Annotated in this window: 17 protein-coding genes; 14 read left to right on the forward strand and 3 right to left on the reverse strand. The window is 59.5% G+C overall.

The genetic code is table 11. The features are described from left to right. Nucleotides 1–112 precede the first annotated feature (112 nt). Complete coding sequence (locus tag BM225_RS04640) at nt 113–2,485, forward strand: hypothetical protein (protein ID WP_092463885.1); 2,373 nt, start codon at nt 113–115, stop codon at nt 2,483–2,485. A gap of 75 nt (nt 2,486–2,560) precedes the next feature. On the opposite strand, the gene BM225_RS04645 is transcribed toward BM225_RS04640, so the two are convergent. From BM225_RS04645 to BM225_RS04655, 3 genes are all read right to left on the reverse strand, one after another. Then, nucleotides 2,561–2,959 (reverse strand): hypothetical protein, encoded by a 399-nt coding sequence (locus BM225_RS04645; protein ID WP_072707300.1) that lies wholly within the window; start codon nt 2,957–2,959, stop codon nt 2,561–2,563. Nucleotides 2,960–3,087: 128 nt separating this feature from the next. After that, the gene (locus BM225_RS04650; protein WP_072707302.1) at nt 3,088–3,330 is read right to left on the reverse strand and encodes a DUF2842 domain-containing protein; all 243 of its coding nucleotides are present in this window, start codon (nt 3,328–3,330) and stop codon (nt 3,088–3,090) included. Continuing rightward, the gene (locus BM225_RS04655) at nt 3,330–4,625 is read right to left on the reverse strand and encodes an adenylosuccinate synthase (protein WP_072707304.1); all 1,296 of its coding nucleotides are present in this window, start codon (nt 4,623–4,625) and stop codon (nt 3,330–3,332) included. The genes BM225_RS04650 and BM225_RS04655 overlap by 1 nt, the downstream gene beginning before the upstream one ends. 253 nt (nt 4,626–4,878) lie before the next feature. Here BM225_RS04655 and secG point away from each other — a divergent pair, with 253 nt between their 5' ends. The 13 genes from secG to BM225_RS04720 all read left to right on the forward strand — a co-directional run bounded on the left by secG (nt 4,879) and on the right by BM225_RS04720 (nt 17,670). After that, complete coding sequence (gene secG / locus BM225_RS04660) at nt 4,879–5,250, forward strand: preprotein translocase subunit SecG (RefSeq protein ID WP_072707306.1); 372 nt, start codon at nt 4,879–4,881, stop codon at nt 5,248–5,250. 161 nt (nt 5,251–5,411) lie between these two features. Then, the gene (locus BM225_RS04665; protein WP_072707309.1) at nt 5,412–7,055 is read left to right on the forward strand and encodes a CTP synthase; all 1,644 of its coding nucleotides are present in this window, start codon (nt 5,412–5,414) and stop codon (nt 7,053–7,055) included. A gap of 123 nt (nt 7,056–7,178) precedes the next feature. Further along, nucleotides 7,179–7,616 (forward strand): tellurite resistance TerB family protein, encoded by a 438-nt coding sequence (locus BM225_RS04670; RefSeq protein ID WP_072707311.1) that lies wholly within the window; start codon nt 7,179–7,181, stop codon nt 7,614–7,616. A 42-nt stretch (nt 7,617–7,658) separates the two neighbouring features. Further along, on the forward strand, nt 7,659–8,096 hold the full coding sequence (locus tag BM225_RS04675) for a tellurite resistance TerB family protein (protein ID WP_072707313.1): 438 nt from the start codon (nt 7,659–7,661) through the stop codon (nt 8,094–8,096). Between the two features lie 149 nt (nt 8,097–8,245). Continuing rightward, complete coding sequence (locus BM225_RS04680; RefSeq protein WP_072707315.1) at nt 8,246–9,022, forward strand: ABC transporter ATP-binding protein; 777 nt, start codon at nt 8,246–8,248, stop codon at nt 9,020–9,022. A gap of 25 nt (nt 9,023–9,047) precedes the next feature. Beyond that, nucleotides 9,048–9,779 (forward strand): transporter substrate-binding domain-containing protein, encoded by a 732-nt coding sequence (locus BM225_RS04685; protein ID WP_072707317.1) that lies wholly within the window; start codon nt 9,048–9,050, stop codon nt 9,777–9,779. A gap of 156 nt (nt 9,780–9,935) precedes the next feature. Continuing rightward, nucleotides 9,936–10,745 carry an ABC transporter permease gene (locus BM225_RS04690; RefSeq protein WP_245780414.1) on the forward strand — a complete coding sequence of 270 codons (810 nt, stop codon included), beginning with the start codon at nt 9,936–9,938 and terminating at the stop codon, nt 10,743–10,745. Further along, on the forward strand, nt 10,742–11,548 hold the full coding sequence (locus tag BM225_RS04695; protein WP_072707322.1) for an ABC transporter permease: 807 nt from the start codon (nt 10,742–10,744) through the stop codon (nt 11,546–11,548). The genes BM225_RS04690 and BM225_RS04695 overlap by 4 nt, the downstream gene beginning before the upstream one ends. An 83-nt stretch (nt 11,549–11,631) precedes the next feature. Further along, nucleotides 11,632–12,966 carry a glutamine synthetase family protein gene (locus BM225_RS04700; protein ID WP_072707324.1) on the forward strand — a complete coding sequence of 445 codons (1,335 nt, stop codon included), beginning with the start codon at nt 11,632–11,634 and terminating at the stop codon, nt 12,964–12,966. A 53-nt stretch (nt 12,967–13,019) separates the two neighbouring features. Next, nucleotides 13,020–13,703, forward strand: coding sequence for a type 1 glutamine amidotransferase (locus BM225_RS04705; RefSeq protein ID WP_072707325.1), 684 nt, complete (start codon nt 13,020–13,022; stop codon nt 13,701–13,703). After that, nucleotides 13,700–15,058, forward strand: coding sequence for a glutamine synthetase family protein (locus tag BM225_RS04710; protein WP_072707327.1), 1,359 nt, complete (start codon nt 13,700–13,702; stop codon nt 15,056–15,058). Before BM225_RS04705 ends, BM225_RS04710 begins: the two co-directional genes overlap by 4 nt. Continuing rightward, a complete protein-coding gene (locus BM225_RS04715) occupies nt 15,055–16,356 on the forward strand; it encodes an NAD(P)/FAD-dependent oxidoreductase (RefSeq protein WP_072707329.1) in 1,302 nt (433 codons plus the stop codon). Before BM225_RS04710 ends, BM225_RS04715 begins: the two co-directional genes overlap by 4 nt. Nucleotides 16,357–16,452: 96 nt before the next feature. Further along, nucleotides 16,453–17,670 carry a DegT/DnrJ/EryC1/StrS family aminotransferase gene (locus tag BM225_RS04720; RefSeq protein WP_092463888.1) on the forward strand — a complete coding sequence of 406 codons (1,218 nt, stop codon included), beginning with the start codon at nt 16,453–16,455 and terminating at the stop codon, nt 17,668–17,670. The last annotated feature ends 63 nt before the right edge of the window (nt 17,671–17,733 follow it).

Genomic DNA, 17,733 nt, shown 5'->3' on the forward strand with positions numbered 1-17,733 from the left:
ACTCGCCACATTTGAGCCACGGATTTATACTGGAATGACCTTTGTTTTGATCCGTTTCCCAACTTTGTAAGTGGTATTCACAGTTCTGCTAACGAAAGGAAGCGAGCGAGAGATGGTAGGCAACAACAAAATTCTCACCGTGTCGTATGGGACGTTCTCATGCACCCTAGAGGGGTTCGATGAGTCTTTCGACACGATGAAGGCGATTGCCGAATATTTCCGGGATCTCGCCGCAGAGGACCGGTATTTCGGAGCAGAGCCCCCGACCCCAGATGCAGATATGTTGGCCCGTATCGCGGAGCGTGAAATCGCCCGCCGGGTCGAAGCACGCACCGAACAGGGCGGGATTGTCCTGCGCGCAGAGAGCCAGATCACCGCGCCGGTGCAACAACCAGCGCCCGCTCAGGCCACCGCGCCGCAAGCCGAAGCGCCCATCGCCAAGGCTGCCGAGCCAGAGCCGCAACCCGAGCCCTCGGTCACAACAGAAGCTGCGCCAGAGCCTGCACCTGTCAAAGCCAAACCGGCACGCAAATACAAACAGCCCTCTGCTGCACCCGTCGCGTTCACCGAAGAGCAAATTGCAAACCAGAAAAGCCGCGCCGCAGAAGCTGCAGAAGCCGCCAGCGTTGCGGCCAAATTGCGCCGCATCCGCGCTCTGATGAACAACGAAACCGCCAGCGGCCTTGATGATAGCAACGAGAACCTTGGCGACGACGCACCGCTCACTGTGATGAACGCTACCCCTGTCATGGCAGCAGAGGAAATCGACGAGCCAGCCGCCAACCACGAAGAACCTGCAGATGCGCCGGAAGAAGCCGATGAAGACGTTCTGGCTTCCGAAGTTCAGGACGAACCTGTCGACCTGACCGCCGAGGCAGATGACGACGCCGACGCGGTCGAGAACCTGCTGGCCGAAGAATCGGAAGCGGAAGCGGAAGAAGATGTCGCCGCAGAGCCCGAAAGTGAAGAGGAAATCGAAGCCGAACCGCAGGTGGCAGAAGTCGCCACCGATGACGGCTTTGAGGAAGAGGCCGAAGAGGTCCCGACTTTCACCCTGCCCGCAAGCTTTGATCTAGAAGCCATTGCAGCAGCCGAAGCCGCAGCACGTGCTGAGGCTGAGGCTGAGGCTGAGGCTGAGGCTGAGGCTGAGGCTGAGGCTGAGGCTGAGGCTGAGGCTGAGGCTGAGGCTGAGGCTGAGGCTGAGGAAGCGATCACTACCAACGATGATGCGCAAGACAAAAATCAGGACGACGAAGATGCCCTTCGCATCGCGAGTGTCTTGGGAAACCTGACCCACGACGAAGACGAAGCCGCCGATGAGACAGAAATCGTAGCGGCCTCCGAAATAGCTGCTGGTGAGGATGCCCCCGAAGACGACACACTCGACCTGACCGACATCATCACCGAAGAGGAAACGGCCGAAGTCGTCGAAGAAATCGAAGTCAGCACCGAAGTTATCCAAGTCGAGCAAACCGTCCCTGCAGCCGAAAAAGCCGAAGAGATCGAAGAGCAAGACGACGAAGCTGCCTACGATGATCGCCCCCGCCGCGTACGTGTACTGCGTCTCAAGCGCTCGGACATGGCCAAGGCGCTAAGCGAAGAAGACGCTCAGGAGACTGCAGCCAAAGCCGAAAGCGCCCTGAGCGACGAGGACGAAGCCGACCTGATGCGCGCGCTCGCTGAAGTCGAAGCCGAAATGGATCCGCTTGCGGAGACACCGACAGAAGAACCCGAAGCGGAAGAACCTGAAGAGATCATCGTCCGCGACGAGCGCCCTGCCGGCAGAGAGCTTTTGGAACAGGCTGACACCAGCGAAGACGCCGAAGCACGCCTGCTGGAAAAAGCCAAGACCGAGATGGATGCGCCTGAAAGCAACCGCCGCCGCACTGCGCTGGCACATCTGAAGGCCGCGGTCGCAGCGACTCGCGCCGAGAAGAATGTGGTGCGCAAACGGGACTTGCCCGAAGCTGAAACGGCGGCGACACCACTGATCAAGCCCGAGCCCATTCCGGAAACCAAAGAGATCATCCGTCCGCGCCGCCCACAAGTCAGTGAAAGCAGCCGCGCCGAGCGCCCCCGCCCGAGCGAAGCTCCCTTGCGTTTGGTCGAAGAACAGCGCGTCGACACATCCAAATCGACGCCGATCGTCCCCCGCCGCATATCGAGCGGCTCGGACGAAGCCGCGCGCCGGGATCGCCCAAACTTTGCTGCCTACGCCGAGGAAAAAGGCGCGACGAACCTGCCGGAATTGCTCGAAGCGGCAGCGGCCTACACTGCTTGTGTTCAGGGCCGCGATCCCTTTACCCGCCCGCAGGTCATGACGCTATTGAAGTCGGTGATGGAAGATGGGCTCAGCCGAGAGGATGCGCTGCGGGCCTTTGGCCAGCTGCTGCGCGAAGAGAAAATCTCGAAACTGCAGGGCGGTCGTTTTACGGTCACCGAGACGATCCGGTATCAGCCGCGCGCCATGGCGTCCGGCGAATAAGCCATTTCTACGACACCACGCAAAAGGCGGCCCGAATGGAGCCGCCTTTTTCTATTTCATGACCAACATCCGCGCTTAAGAGGCGGGAATCACGACCGGCGCCATGGCATATTGCTGGCGCTCTGCAATGAGCCGCTTGATCTTCTCGCGCAGCAGGAAGTTTGGAATGGGCTCCGGTGCATTGGCCAGAACGCTCTCGAGCTTTGGATCATCTAGCAGTTCTTGGTAGAGCTCGATCTTGCGCGACAGCTCGTAGTATTTCAGGCCGCGGTCCGTCGCCATGGCGCGCGCTTCGGCGTTCGTTTCGCCGCAGACATCTTGCAAGCCAGCGCCGGTTTCGCGGGCCACGCTATAAGCATTTTCGACGGTACAGTAACGTGCTTTGTCTCGGACGTTCGGGATCGGGATCACGATACAGCCGGACAGCCCCAGCGCCAGAGTGAGGGTCAGGGCCTTGCGGGGAATCTGTCTCATTTCAAATCCTCTGAATGAATGAGGTCAGCCTATCCCTTTGAGAACACTCTGTCATGTGTTCCCAAACAATTCAGGGTAGAAAATCGCGCACAACAAAAAAGGGCTACAAAATTGCAGCCCCTTCGCATCTATTTATCGTCGTCGAACCGTTTTGGCGGTGCGTCTGGGTCGGATTGACCAATCCCCTTGAAGACAGCCTTGAACGGCAGCGCCCACAGAATCCCGAGCCCGATGTAGATCAGCAATTCCAACCAGAGCGGCGGACGGTCGATCGTGCTCATGATCGTGACCGCCACCACCACATAGCCCGGCAGACCCAAAAGCAGGATCAACAAGGAAAGGCGGCGGCGTGTCTTATAGCTTAGGGCCATCAGTCAGCAAACGGGTCTGTTACTAGGATTGTGTCATCGCGTTCAGGTGAAGTGGACAATAGTGCGACGGGGCACTCGATCAACTCTTCGACGCGCTTGACGTATTTGATCGCGTTGGCCGGCAGGTCTGCCCACGAGCGTGCGCCTTCGGTCGATTCCGACCAGCCGGGCATTTCTTCGTAGATCGGGGTGCAGCGGGCCTGCTCGTCAGCTGCGGTGGGCAGGTAGTCCAGCTGTTCGCCGTCCAGATTATACCCAACGCAAATCTTCAAAGTTTCGAAGCCGTCCAGAACGTCCAGCTTGGTCAGCGAGATGCCATTGATGCCCGAAATCGCGCAGGTCTGGCGGACCAGAGCGGCGTCAAACCACCCACAGCGGCGTTTGCGGCCAGTGGTGGTGCCGAATTCGTGGCCGCGCTCACCCAGACGCTGGCCGTCCTCATCCTCGAGTTCGGTCGGGAATGGGCCTTCGCCCACGCGTGTGGTGTAGGCTTTGACAATGCCCAGAACGTAGTCGATCGAGCCCGGGCCGATGCCCACACCAGTCGATGCCTGACCTGCGATCACGTTCGACGAGGTCACAAAGGGATAGGTGCCGAAGTCAATGTCCAGCAAAGAGCCCTGCGCCCCTTCGAAAAGGATTCGCTTACCGGCCTTGCGCTTCTCGTTCAGGACCTTCCAGACGGGTGCGGCGTAAGGCAGGATGTCTTTGGCAACCTCGGCCAGCTGTTCGATCAGCGCTTCGCGGTCGATGCTTTCGATGCCCAGACCTTTGCGCAGGGGGTCGTGGTGCTGCAGCGCGCGGTCTACACGCGCCTCGAGGGTCGCGCGGTCGGCCAGATCGGCGACGCGGATGGCACGGCGGCCCACTTTGTCTTCGTAGCAGGGGCCGATGCCGCGACCGGTGGTGCCGATTTTGGTGCCCTTGCTGGCTGCTTCCTCGCGGGCGCGGTCCAGTTCACCGTGGAACGGCAGGATCAGCGGGGTGTTTTCCGCAATCATCAGAGTCTCGGGTGTGATCTCGACGCCCTGCGCGCGTACAGTCTCGATCTCTTTGATCAGGTGCCAGGGGTCCAGAACCACGCCGTTCCCGATCACAGACAGCTTGCCGCCGCGGACAACACCCGAAGGCAGCGCGTGCAATTTATAAACTTTGCTATCGATCACCAGCGTATGGCCGGCGTTGTGTCCGCCTTGAAAGCGCGCGATCACGTCTGCGCGTTCGGACAGCCAGTCCACGATCTTGCCTTTGCCTTCATCGCCCCACTGAGCGCCGACAACCACAACGTTGGCCATAAGGGATCCCCTATTGTCAGATCTTCAAACCGTGCCTCCTATAGCGATGTGCTTGAGCAGGCGAAACCTCTATTTGCGCCGATCCGGCGCATCCATAAGCCGCAGGGCCAGTTAAACAGGGTTAGTAACGCCGTTCACACTATCCTTACGGCTGTTTTCAGCGGATTTGGCGAAAGTCTGGGCCACACGGCTTGCCCCCCGCGCCGATTTTCCCTACATGGGCGGACAACAAAAGAGTTGCTGCAGGTCCTTCATGGAAAACGTCGTTCTGATTATCCACCTCATTCTGGCACTGTCTCTGATCGGTATCGTTCTGATGCAGCGGTCCGAAGGCGGCGGCCTTGGCATGGGCAGCGGCGGTGGCGGCGGTGTCGGTGGCGTAATGTCCGGCCGCGCAGCTGCGACCGCTCTGGGAAAAATCACTTGGGCTCTGGCGGCTGCATTCATCTGCACCTCGATCGCCCTGACCGTGATCGCAGCAAGCAATTCGTCTGACAGCTCTGTTCTGGACCGCTTGGGTGGCACCGCCCCCACCGCAACCGAAGAGCAATCCGATGCACCTGCAGGCTCTGACCTGCTGCCGCCGTCCTCGTCGGACGCTCCTTTGGTGCCCTCGGCCAACTAAGCTACAACCATTAGAACATAGCGAACCGGACCTAACAGCATCTTGAGGTCCGGTTGCTAAAACTTTGCGAATCCGCTAAGGCTCAAACCCCGTGATGCTGCGATTCTTCGGGATCGCACGGGCATTGCTTTTTGGCGGAACATCACGGGAGCGCAGACCGAATGGCGCGATTCATATTCATCACTGGTGGCGTTGTGAGTTCGTTGGGCAAAGGTCTTGCCTCGGCGGCGCTTGGCTCTTTGCTTCAGGCGCGCGGATACTCGGTCCGCTTGCGCAAGCTGGACCCCTATCTGAACGTTGACCCCGGCACGATGTCGCCTTTCGAGCACGGCGAAGTGTTTGTCACCGACGACGGGGCCGAAACCGACCTCGATCTGGGACACTACGAGCGTTTCACCGGTGTGGCAGCACGCAAGACCGACTCGGTCTCGTCGGGCCGCATCTATTCGAACGTTCTCGAGAAAGAGCGCCGCGGTGACTATCTGGGCAAAACTATTCAGGTGATTCCCCACGTCACGAACGAAATTAAGGACTTCATTTCGATCGGCGAAGACGAAGTTGATTTCATGCTGTGTGAAATCGGTGGCACCGTCGGCGACATCGAAGGCCTGCCCTTCTTCGAAGCAATCCGCCAGTTCGCCAACGAAAAGCCCCGTGGCCAGTGCTTGTTCATGCACCTGACCCTGCTGCCATTCATCAAGGCGTCGGGCGAGCTGAAAACCAAGCCGACACAGCACAGCGTCAAAGAGCTGCGTTCGATCGGTCTGGCGCCCGACATTCTGGTCTGCCGTTCCGAAGGCCCGATTCCCGCGAAAGAGCGCGAAAAGCTGGCCCTATTCTGTAACGTGCGCCCCGACGCCGTGATCGCCGCGCAGGATCTGAAATCGATCTACGAAGCGCCTCTGGCCTATCACCGCGAAGGTCTGGATCAGGCCGTCCTAGACGCCTTCCAGATCAGCCCCGCGCCCAAGCCCGATCTGGCGCGTTGGAACGATGTCGCGGACCGCATCTACAACCCGGAGGGCGAAGTCAAAATCGCGATCGTGGGCAAGTATGTGCAACTAGAAGACGCCTACAAGTCGATCGCCGAAGCGCTGACCCACGGAGGCATGGCCAACCGTGTGAAGGTCAAGGTCGAGTGGGTGAACTCGGAAATCTTTGACCGCGAAGATCCCGCGCCCCACCTCGAAGGCTACGACGCGATTCTCGTGCCCGGCGGCTTTGGCGAGCGTGGCACAGAGGGCAAGATCAAAGCGGCCCAGTTCGCCCGCGAACACAAAGTGCCGTACCTCGGCATCTGCCTTGGCATGCAGCTGGCAGTGATCGAAGCGGCCCGTAACGTGGCCAAAGTGGACGATGCGGGCTCGGAAGAGTTTGACCACGAAGCCGGTCAGAAGCGCTTTACCCCCGTTGTGTACCACCTGAAAGAATGGGTGCAGGGCAATCACAAGGTCGAGCGTTCGGTCAAGGACGACAAGGGCGGCACCATGCGCCTTGGCGCATACAACGCGACTCTCGCCGAAGGCTCCAAAGTGGCAGAAATCTACGGCGCGACCCAGATCGAAGAGCGTCACCGCCACCGCTATGAGGTCGACACCAAATATCGTGAACAGCTCGAGGCTTGCGGCCTTAGCTTCTCTGGCATGTCGCCCGATGGGCGCCTGCCCGAGATCGTCGAATGGAAGGATCACCCGTGGTTCATCGGCGTCCAGTTCCACCCTGAACTGAAGTCCAAGCCGTTCCAGCCGCACCCCTTGTTCCGCGACTTCGTGCGCGCAGCAAAGGAAAGCTCTCGTTTGGTGTAATCCATCAAGCTTGAAAGCCAGAATTAACGGGGCCGCTCACTTTCTGTGGGTGGCCCCGAAACTTTTTCGCAACCACAGCGTTATCCACCCAAGACACACGGTTCTGAAAGTGGAGCGTTCCCAATGTTTGCCAGCCTGAAAACACTCTTTGCCGCCCCTGCTGATGCAGCGCCGACCTATGACAGCCGCACGGCTGTCGCCGCTTTACTTGTTCGTGCGGCCAAATCCGAAGGCACCTACAGCTACGACGAAATCCGAGCGATTGATCGCAGCCTCGCCCGCCACTTTGGCCTGAACGTCATCGAAGCCATGAAACTGCGCGCCGAAGGCGAGAAGCTGGAACGCGCCGAGATTGATCCTCAGTCCATGATCACAGCTATCCGCGACGCGCTGGACCCAGAAGAGCGTTTTGGCGTTCTGAGCGGTCTTTGGGAGGTCGTTCTGACCAGTGACACCCGCACGCGCGGCTTGGACGAATTGCTGAACAGCGCGCGCCGCGGCTTCGGCATTCGCCGTGCCGAGTCGCAGATCGCCCGCGAACACGCACTCGCCTCCATGTAATCACACCTTGGCGGGGCCAGTTGTCCCGCCTATATCATCATTATGTTTGCCGATTTCCTACGCCGCCTAACCGAACCTGCCGTTGATCCCCTGACCGAAGGGGATTCGCGTCTTGCTTTGACTGCTTTGCTCGTGCGGATCGCCCGCTCGGACGAGGATTACCAAAAATCGGAAATCGAGCTGATCGACAGCATTGTCGCCGAACGCTACGGGCTCAGCGCAGACGATGCCTCTGCCTTGCGTCACGACGCAGAGCAGCTAGAGGCCGAAGCGCCCGACACCGTCAAATTCACCACAGCCATCAAGCAGGGCGTCGCCTATGAACACCGTCTCGGGGTGATCGAATCCCTATGGAAGGTCGTGCTGGCTGACGGCAAACGGGACGAAGCCGAAGACGCCCTTCTGCGGACCGTCTCGCGCTTTTTGGGGGTTTCGGATATGGACAGTGCCCTTGCCCGTCAGCGGGTACAGGGTGACTGATCACCTTCTGGGATAGCCCCGCGCCCATCTTTCAATCCGTTGCAGGTGAAATTACCGTTTGACCTAGGGTCAAATTTGACCAACCGTTGCATTTCACGGCGTTATCAGCGTTACTATCGCTCATTCCAAATGCAACCATCAGGGTTCTTGTGGTCAATAATCAACCAGTTATCGAAATCCGCAACCTTCACAAGCGTTACGGCGAGCTAGAGGTTCTGCGGGGTGTCGACATCACCGCCCCGGGCGGACATGTCATTTCGCTGATCGGCTCTTCGGGGTCGGGCAAGTCCACGCTTCTGCGTTGCGCCAACCTGTTGGAAGACAGCCAGAAGGGCGAAATCCTGTTCGAAGGCGAGCCCGTAAAATGGAAGGGCCAAGAACTGGCCCGTCGTCCAGCTGACGCCAAGCAGATCATGCGGATCCGCACCAACCTTTCGATGGTGTTCCAGCAATTCAACCTCTGGTCCCACATGACGATCCTTGAAAATGTCATGGAATGCCCCGTGACCGTTCTGGGACGCGACAAGGCCGAGGTTGAACAAAAAGCTCGCATGTATCTGGACAAGGTCGGCATCGGCGACAAATGCGATGCGTGGCCCGCGCAACTGTCCGGCGGACAGCAGCAGCGCGCGGCGATTGCCCGTGCCCTGTGCATGGAACCCAAAGCTCTTCTCTTTGACGAACCCACTTCCGCACTAGATCCCGAGTTGGAACAAGAAGTGGTGCGCGTCATCAAAGCCCTCGCCGAAGAGGGCCGGACCATGATCATCGTCACCCATGACATGAAAATGGCCCACGATGTTTCCGATCATGTCGTGTTCTTGCACCAAGGCCTGATCGAAGAACAGGGCGATCCCGCAACCCTATTCGGGGCGCCCAAATCAGAGCGGCTGCAGCAATTCCTAAGCCATACGACAGCTGCCTGAACAACACTCAAGGGGAGTTAACCAAATGAAAAAACTAATCATCACCAGCGCCGCGCTGGCTCTGTCAGCCACCAGCCTGTTCGCTGCAGGCCATGGCGATGTTGTCCGTCTGGGCACCGAGGGCGCCTACCCTCCGTACAACTTCATCAACGATGCGGGCGAAGTGGATGGCTTCGAGCGCGAACTGGGTGACGAGCTGTGCAAGCGTGCAGAGCTGAACTGCGAGTGGGTCACCAACGACTGGGATTCGATCATACCCAACCTCGTCTCGGGCAACTACGACGCCATCATCGCTGGCATGTCGATCACCGAAGAGCGCATGGAAAAAATCGACTTCACCGAAAACTACACCCAGCCCGACCCCTCTGCCTACATGGCGATGGCTGGCGCGGATGTGGATTTCACCGGTGGCGTGATCGCAGCGCAGGCCAGCACCATTCAGGCCAGCCACATCACCGACTCGGGCGCGACCCTGCTGGAATTCGCGTCGCCTGACGAAACCGTCGCAGCCGTCCGCAACGGCGAAGCTGACGCAGTGCTCGCCGACAAAGCCTTCCTCGCGCCCATCGCAGAGGAAAACGCTGATCTCGAGCTGACCGGTGAAGACGTCCTGATCGGTGGCGGCATCGGCCTTGGCATCCGCAAGTCCGACAGCGAACTGCGTGACAAGTTCACCGCAGCGATCCAGTCGATGAAAGCTGACGGCACTCTGAACGAGCTGATCGTCAAGTGGCTGCCCGACTCGGCAACCTTCTAATCGCTCCGAAGGGAGGGCACGCCCCTCCCTTCTTTTTGCCAGAAATACTCACATCCAGACCTCGCCAAGAGGCCCGCCATTTTCAGCTTCTGCACCGACCCCGACACACTTGGCCAATTCCAGTGGCTCGCCTGTTACCTCACGACCGGCAAGCATATGGCCTTCTACTATTCCTTTGGCACCGTGCTTTTGCTGCTGGCAATCACGGCCCCCGCTGCGTTGCTTTTTGGCTTTGCTGGCGCTTCGGCGGCGCGGTCTTCGTTCACGCCGATTAGCTGGCTTGGGAAAATCTACATCGCCATTGTCCGCGGGGTTCCGGACATTGCGTTCTTCTTGTTCTTCGTGATCGCTTTGGATCAGGGCATCGAGTGGCTGCGCCATCAGGTGAAGTGCCCCGACTGGGACGAACCGATCCGCCAAGGCAACGACTTCGTTGTTTGCACCGCCGCGAAAATGCCCTTGGGCAATGCGGCCCAATGGATTCACGAAGTGTACGGTTTCACCCTCGCCGTGGTGACATTTGCCATCGTCTTTGGCGCCTTTGCTGCCAACGTGATGCTCGGGGCTATGCGCGCCGTGCCCCGCGCGCAGCTCGAAACAGCCGAAGCTTATGGCATGACGCCCCGCCAGACCTTCTGGCGCATTCTGGTGCCACAAATGTGGGTCTACGCTCTGCCCGGCCTTGGGAACCTCTGGATGGTTCTGATCAAGGCCACCCCTCTTCTGTTCCTCTTGGGTGTCGAAGATATCGTGTATTGGGCCCGTGAACTTGGCGGTGCCAAGACCGCCCGCTTCACCGACTATCCGCACCCTGACTGGCGCCTGTGGTACTTCCTCGTGCTTCTGATTTTCTACCTCGGCTTTACCAAAGTGTCCGAAGTCTTCCTTGACCGGATCATGCGCAAACTGACCCACGGCCAAGCGACCGCGGGCGGCGAGGCACAGCGCAAAGGGGCCGCCGCATGAGCTGTCTCCAAACCATCGCGGATTACGGCCTCCGATCCATCGGCCTAGGCGAGCGGCTCTTGCCGCGCTCGGACTTCACGCTTTGCCAGCAGTTCACCCTGATCGGATCGGGCATGCTGCAGAACATCTACTTTGGAACACTCGCCCTGATCGCGGGCTTCGTGCTGGCCGTATTGCTCGCCGTGGGCAAGAACAGCGCGAACCCCCTGTTCCGCAAACCGGCTGAGTGGACGATCTTTATCTTCCGTGGCTCGCCGCTCTTCATCCAGTTCTTCTTTGCCTACTTTCTGTTCCTTAGCCTCAAGGGCGTCAGCAGTTTCTTTGATCCGCTGACCTCGGCATGGATGGGCGCGCTAGTCGTGCTTCTGCTGAACACTGCCGCCTACTCGGGCGAGATTTTCTATGGCGCGCTCCAGTCAATTCCCAAGGGCGATCTGGAGGCTGCAGATGCCTATGGCCTGACCGGTTGGCCCCGCTTCAAACGCGTGGTTTGGCCAACGATGCTGCGCTTGGCATGGCCCGCCTACACGAACGAGGCGATCTTTCTGTTCCATGCGACGGCGCTGGTCTATTTCAGCGGCTTTCCCGCGTTCAAACAGATGGGCGATGCCCTATATTACGCCAATTATTTTGCGGACAAGACCTTCAACCCGTTTGTGCCCTACCCGATCCTCGCGATGTACTTCATCATCCTGACGCTGATCGTGATAGGCATTTTCGGATTTATTAACAAACGCTTGAACCGGCATCTGCCGCAGAACCAGCGCCAGAAGGTCAAGCTACGCCCCCGCCTGATCCGCTAACAATAGCTCTTGATTTCATCGCGGCTCTTAGAGACAGTGAATTTGATCAAATTAGCCCGACGAACGGGCAACGCAGGTGATTTATGAGAAACTGGCTACGCAAGCACCCCATGGTGCGCACCATCCGTGTGGCCGCGGCAGATTTGAACGGTCAGCCCCGCGGTAAACGGGTGCCAACCCGATTTGCAGACAAAGTGGTAGAAGGCGGCACGCGCTTTCCCATGTCTGTGATGAACCTCGACATCTGGGGCGAAGACATCGACGACAGCCCCCTTGTGTTCGAGACGGGGGATCGTGATGGCGTTCTGAAACCGACCGAACGCGGCTTTGTCCCCATGCCGTGGCTCGAAGGGCCAACCGCCCTGCTTCCGCTTTGGATGTTCCACGAAGATGGCCGCCCGTTCGAAGGGGATCCCCGTCACGCGCTGCGCCGCGTGCTGGAACGTTATGACGAAAAGGGCCTGAAACCCGTCGTCGCAGTCGAACTCGAATTCTATCTGATCGACGACTCGGGCAAATCGTTCCAAGTCCCCGCGAGCCCGCGCTCGGGCAAGCGCCGCAAAGCCGCCGAGATCCTCTCGGTCCGCGCTCTGGACATGTTTGACAAGTTCTTCACCGATCTCTACGACGCGTGCGAAGAGATGGACATCCCCGCCGACACCGCCATTTCCGAGGCCGGTCTGGGGCAGTTTGAAATCAACCTAATGCACAGCGACGACGCCCTGCGCGCCGCCGATGATGCGTGGCTCTTCAAGATGCTGGTCAAGGGCCTGGCCCGCCGCTACGGCTTTGCCGCAAGCTTTATGGCCAAACCTTATGTCGATTATTCAGGCAGCGGGATGCACACCCACTTCTCGGTCATCGACCGCAATGGCCAGAACATCTTTGACGACGGCTCCCAGCAAGGCAGCGCCTATTTGCGTCACGCGGTGGCAGGGTGCATGGACGCGATGCAAGGCAGCACTCTGCTATTTGCGCCGCACGCCAACAGCTATGACCGCATGGTCCCAGACAACCACGCGCCGACCAGCATCTGCTGGGGCTACGAAAACCGCACCGCTGCGATTCGTATCCCATCGGGCGATCCACGCGCGCGCCGGATCGAGCATCGCGTAGCGGGCGGCGACGTGAACCCCTACCTGCTGATCGCGGGCATCCTTGGGGCGGCGATGAACGGTATCGACGATGGCTCCGAACCATGCGAACCCATCAAGGGCAGCGCCTACAATCAGGACCTGCCGCAAGTGCCAAATACGTGGGACAGCGCCATCGAGCGCTTTGAAAAGGACGAGCATATCGCGCGTATTTTCACCCCCGAACTGATCCGCAACTATGTCGCGACCAAACGTCAGGAATTATTTTACATGGCGGAACTGGACGATCGCGAACAGGTTGAGATTTATCTTGATACGGTCTGACGTGGCCGCACTGGCCACGTCCCCACACGACCCCTCAAACACTTTGGTGCCCTATGAAAATCGGTATCCTGCAAACGGGCCATACCCCTGCCGACATGGCAGAGATCGCCCCTGACTACGCTCTGCTCTTCCGTGCCATGCTTGGGGAGGACAGCTTTGACTACCAAACCTGGAACGTTGTGGACGGCGACTTCCCCGACACCATTGACGCGGCGGACGGCTATATCATCACCGGATCGCGCCACGGCGCCTACGAAGATCACCCGTGGATTTCCCCGCTCGAGGATCTGATCCGCCAGATCTACGCCGCCAAGAAGCCTATGTTCGGTGCTTGCTTTGGCCATCAGATCATCGCGCAAGCGCTTGGGGGCAAAGTCGAGAAATTCAAGGACGGGTGGTCCGTCGGCCTTCAGACCTATGATTTCGGGGACCAGACGCTGGACTTGAACGCGTGGCATCAGGATCAGGTGGTCCAGCTACCGCCAGAGGCACGCGTGGTCGCCTCTAGCCCGTTCTGTAAATACGCGGCTTTGGCGTGGGGGGACCATGTTTTCACCACACAGGCACACCCCGAATTTCAGTCGGATTTCATCCAAGGCCTGATAGAGTATCGCGGCAAAGGGGTGGTTCCCGACGCGCTCTTGAACAGCGCGACAGACCACCTGACCAAACGCAATGACAATGCGCAAATCGCGAGCAAAGTGACTCGCCTGATGCGCGGAGAGGGCATCTCATGAGTGCGACGCTGAGCAACCTGCCGCCAGCCGTTCAATCCTACCTAGGCGATAACCGCCTCGACGAGGTCGAGTGTATCATCTCTGACCTGCCCGGCATCGCCCGTGGCAAGGCCGTTCCGGCCTCGAAGTTTGCCCGTCAGAACCACTTCTATCTGCCAGACTCGATCTACTATCAAACCATCACCGGTGAATGGGCCGAAGCTGCAGGCGATGAAGGGTTCATAGAACGGGACATGATCCTGAAGCCTGACATGAGCACCGCGACGGCGGCGCCATGGACAGGCGACTGGACGCTTCAGGTGATCCACGATGCATTTGACCGCGCAGGCAACCCGATCTCGTTTTCGCCGCGCAACGTGCTGAAACGGGTCGTCGATCTGTACAAAGCCCAAGGCTGGAAGCCGATCGTCGCGCCCGAGATGGAGTTCTATTTGGTCGCCCCGAATACCAACCCCTCCAAAGCGATTGAGGCGATGATGGGCCGCTCAGGCCGTCCGGCGGCCGCCCGTCAGGCCTATTCGATGTCGGCGGTGGATGAATACGGCCCCGTGATCGACGACATCTACGATTTTGCCGAAGCCCAAGGGTTCGAGATTGACGGCATCACCCAAGAAGGCGGCGCGGGCCAGCTTGAGATCAACCTGCGCCACGGCAGCCCGGTCAAGCTGGCGGACGAGGTGTTCTACTTCAAACGCCTGATCCGAGAGGCCGCACTGCGTCACAACTGCTATGCGACCTTCATGGCCAAGCCCATTGCGGACGAGCCGGGCAGCGCGATGCACATCCACCACTCGGTGATCGACACCGAAACCGGCGAAAATATCTTCTCTGGTCCTCAGGGCGGGGAAACGGACGCATTTTATCACTTCATCGGCGGGCTCCAGCGCTACCTGCCCGCCGGGATTGCCGTGATGGCCCCCTACGTGAATAGCTACCGCCGCTACGTCAAAGATCATGCGGCGCCGATTAACCTTGAGTGGGCCCGCGACAACCGCACGACAGGCATCCGCATTCCGATCTCGGATGCGCAGTCGCGCCGTGTAGAGAACCGCCTCGCAGGGATGGACTGCAACCCTTATCTGGGGATCGCGATGTCCTTGGCCGCTGGGTATCTTGGGATGATGGAGGGCATTCGCCCGACCAAGCAATTCCGCGGCGATGCTTATGATGGCGACGGCGACTTCGCGCAAACCTTGGGGCAAGCGTTGGATGAATTCGACGACTGCACCAAGCTGCACGAAATCCTCGGGATCGATTTTGCCCGTGTCTACGCCATCGTGAAGCGCGCCGAATACGAAGAGTTCCTGCAAGTGATCAGCCCTTGGGAACGTGAGCATCTGTTGACCAACGTATGAACCTGCTCTTTGCCAACGACCGCCAAGGTCACTACCCGCCAAGCTGGTATGCCGACGTTCTGGATGTGCCAGATGCCCGCCCACCGCTGCGCGGCGAAGCACAGGCCGATGTCTGCATCGTGGGTGCGGGCTACACCGGTCTGTCTGCGGCGTGGCAATTGGCCGAGCGCGGTTTCAAAGTCATCGTGGTCGAGGCGCACCGCGCGGGCTGGGGCGCCTCTGGCCGCAACGGGGGCCAAGTCGGCAGCGGGTTCAACAAAGGTCAGGAATGGCTGGAAGCCCGCATGGGTGCGGGCAATGCCCGCCTGCTGTGGGACCTGAGCCAAGATGCCAAAGCCTTGGTCCGCGCATTGGCGGACGAAGACCCCGCAATCGCCTATCGCCCCGGTGTCGCCCATGCCGAATGGCACGCCAGCGATGTGCCGGACACACAGGCCGACGCGGACCATCTGGCCAAACACTATGGCTATGACCAAGTCGAAAAGTTGGACCGCGATGCCATGCAGGCACTGATCGGTAGCCCCTGCTATCAGGGCGGCAGTGTCGACTGGGGCGCGGGCCATGTGAACCCGCTCGCCCTTGCTCTTTCGCTCGCACGCAAGGCCGAAGCGGCGGGCGCGACCATCCACGAGAATACGCTGGTACACCGTGTCGAACCAGGCGCAGACCCCGTCGTACGCTGTGACAAGGGTTTCGTTCGCGCGAAACACGTGATCCTCGCGGGCAACGGATATCTGGGCCCTTTGGTCAGCGGCGTCGCCTCTCGGGTCATGCCGATCAACAACTTCATCGCCGCGACAGAGCCGCTGGGGGACCGCGCCGCCAGTGTTCTGGCACGTGACATCGCCGTGGCCGACAGCAAATTCGTGATCAATTATTTCCGCATGTCCGCCGATGGCCGCCTGCTCTTCGGCGGCGGAGAATCCTACGGCTACAAGTTCCCGTCGGATATCGAAGGCACCGTGCGCAAGCCGCTGGAAACCGTCTTCCCCCAACTCAAGGGCGTGAAGATTACCCACGCGTGGGGCGGAACGCTCGGTATTAGCGCACAGCGACTGCCCGTGTTCGACCGCCCCGCCCAAGGGCTTTGGGCCGCCTCGGGTTACTCGGGGCACGGTGTCGCACTCGCCACCTTCTCTGGCCGGATACTGGCCGAAGCAATCAGCGGCGAAATGGGACGCTTTGATGTGCTTAACGCCCTGCCCTCGCCCCGTTTTCCTGGTGGTGGCGCGTTCCGAACCCCGCTCTTGGTCATGGCCATGAGCTGGTACGCCCTAAGGGACAAGCTGGGTATCTGACGGCGGGGAAACGCCTGTTTCTGTAGAAAAGGCTTGGTGAAGACACCGGATGCGTTTAGCAATTCCGAAAAGAGTTTTCAGAAAAGCTACAGGATCATGACACAAGCGCCCAACGTCTACGACGCCGAACCCATCCCTGCGGCCGCCCGACAAGAGATCGAGCGCCTGCTTCAGACAGGGGATCTGTTCCGCTACACCGCGCCCGAGAACGCGCCTGTTGCCCTGCTCGAAGCCGAGTTCGCAGAGCTTCTGGGGTCGAAATATGCGCTCGCCGTGTCCTCCTGTTCGGCCGCTCTGTTTCTATCGCTAAAGGCCCTGAAACTGCCCCGCGACGCACGTGTTTTGATCCCCGGTTTCACTTTTGCAGCTGTGCCATCGTCGGTCGTTCATGCCGATTGCATCCCCGTCCTCTGCGAAGTCGGCGAGAATTACCGCATCGACATCAAGGATTTCGAAACACGTCTGGACGAAAACATCAGCGCCGTCATTATCAGCCACATGCGTGGCCACACCAGCGACATGGACGCGATCATGGCGCTCTGTAACGCGCGCGGCATTCCCGTGATCGAAGACGCCGCGCATTCGCTCGGCACGACATGGCACGGCAAAAACATCGGAACGATCGGCAAAATCGGCTGCTTTAGTTTCCAATCCTACAAATTGGTGAACGCGGGCGAAGGCGGCATTCTGATCACTGACGACGCCGATCTGGTGGCCCGCGCGGTCATCATGTCCGGTGCCTACGAGCACAACTGGAAAAAGCACAAGAGCCGCGCTGGCGACAACACCTCTGATCTGGAAAAGGCGTTCGCCCGTCACCAGAACAAGCTGCCACTGTATAACTTGCGCATGTCGAACCTATCGGCCGTGATCATCCGCCCGCAACTTCCCGAAGTTGCCCGCCGCGTGCGGGATGGCCGCGCGAACCACGACTATGTCGCTACGCAGCTGAATACCTCGCCTTGGCTGTCGGTGCCTGAAAAGCTGGCCCCCGAAGAGCGGGCACCGGACTCAATCCAGTTCAACTTGATTGGAATGGATAGCGAAGAGGCCAATACCTTTGCCCGCGTGGCCAAGGAAAATGGTGTCTCTGTGCAAGTGTTTGGACAGTCAACAGACAACGCCCGTGCCTATTGGAACTGGCAATTCCTGCCCGAGATGCCCGACCTGCCCCGCACCCGCGCCATGCTGGAAAACGCCTGCGACGTGCGTTTGCCCGCGCGGCTGTCCAAGGACGATCTGGATTACATTGCACGGACCCTTGTGGCTGCCGCAGAGAGTGCCAAAGAAGAAGCGCGCGCCTACGGGACCTGAGCGGCGCCTGTCGAAAACTGAATATTTTTGCAAAGCAGAAAGGAGAGCGCATGCTCTCCTTTT

The organism is Donghicola eburneus, assembly GCF_900115865.1.
Classification (GTDB): Bacteria; Pseudomonadota; Alphaproteobacteria; order Rhodobacterales; family Rhodobacteraceae; genus Donghicola; species Donghicola eburneus.

Coding starts and splice junctions, on each gene's coding strand:
- BM225_RS04675 (WP_072707313.1), top strand. CDS start 7,659: ATGTTTGCCGATTTCCTACGCCGCCTAACCGAACCTGCCGTTGATCCC.
- BM225_RS04720 (WP_092463888.1), top strand. CDS start 16,453: ATGACACAAGCGCCCAACGTCTACGACGCCGAACCCATCCCTGCGGCC.
- BM225_RS04695 (WP_072707322.1), top strand. CDS start 10,742: ATGAGCTGTCTCCAAACCATCGCGGATTACGGCCTCCGATCCATCGGC.
- BM225_RS04655 (WP_072707304.1), bottom strand. CDS start 4,625: ATGGCCAACGTTGTGGTTGTCGGCGCTCAGTGGGGCGATGAAGGCAAA.
- BM225_RS04705 (WP_072707325.1), top strand. CDS start 13,020: ATGAAAATCGGTATCCTGCAAACGGGCCATACCCCTGCCGACATGGCA.
- BM225_RS04685 (WP_072707317.1), top strand. CDS start 9,048: ATGAAAAAACTAATCATCACCAGCGCCGCGCTGGCTCTGTCAGCCACC.
- BM225_RS04715 (WP_072707329.1), top strand. CDS start 15,055: ATGAACCTGCTCTTTGCCAACGACCGCCAAGGTCACTACCCGCCAAGC.
- BM225_RS04645 (WP_072707300.1), bottom strand. CDS start 2,959: ATGAGACAGATTCCCCGCAAGGCCCTGACCCTCACTCTGGCGCTGGGG.
- BM225_RS04710 (WP_072707327.1), top strand. CDS start 13,700: ATGAGTGCGACGCTGAGCAACCTGCCGCCAGCCGTTCAATCCTACCTA.
- secG (WP_072707306.1), top strand. CDS start 4,879: ATGGAAAACGTCGTTCTGATTATCCACCTCATTCTGGCACTGTCTCTG.
- BM225_RS04665 (WP_072707309.1), top strand. CDS start 5,412: ATGGCGCGATTCATATTCATCACTGGTGGCGTTGTGAGTTCGTTGGGC.
- BM225_RS04650 (WP_072707302.1), bottom strand. CDS start 3,330: ATGGCCCTAAGCTATAAGACACGCCGCCGCCTTTCCTTGTTGATCCTG.
- BM225_RS04640 (WP_092463885.1), top strand. CDS start 113: ATGGTAGGCAACAACAAAATTCTCACCGTGTCGTATGGGACGTTCTCA.
- BM225_RS04700 (WP_072707324.1), top strand. CDS start 11,632: ATGAGAAACTGGCTACGCAAGCACCCCATGGTGCGCACCATCCGTGTG.
- BM225_RS04670 (WP_072707311.1), top strand. CDS start 7,179: ATGTTTGCCAGCCTGAAAACACTCTTTGCCGCCCCTGCTGATGCAGCG.
- BM225_RS04690 (WP_245780414.1), top strand. CDS start 9,936: ATGGCCTTCTACTATTCCTTTGGCACCGTGCTTTTGCTGCTGGCAATC.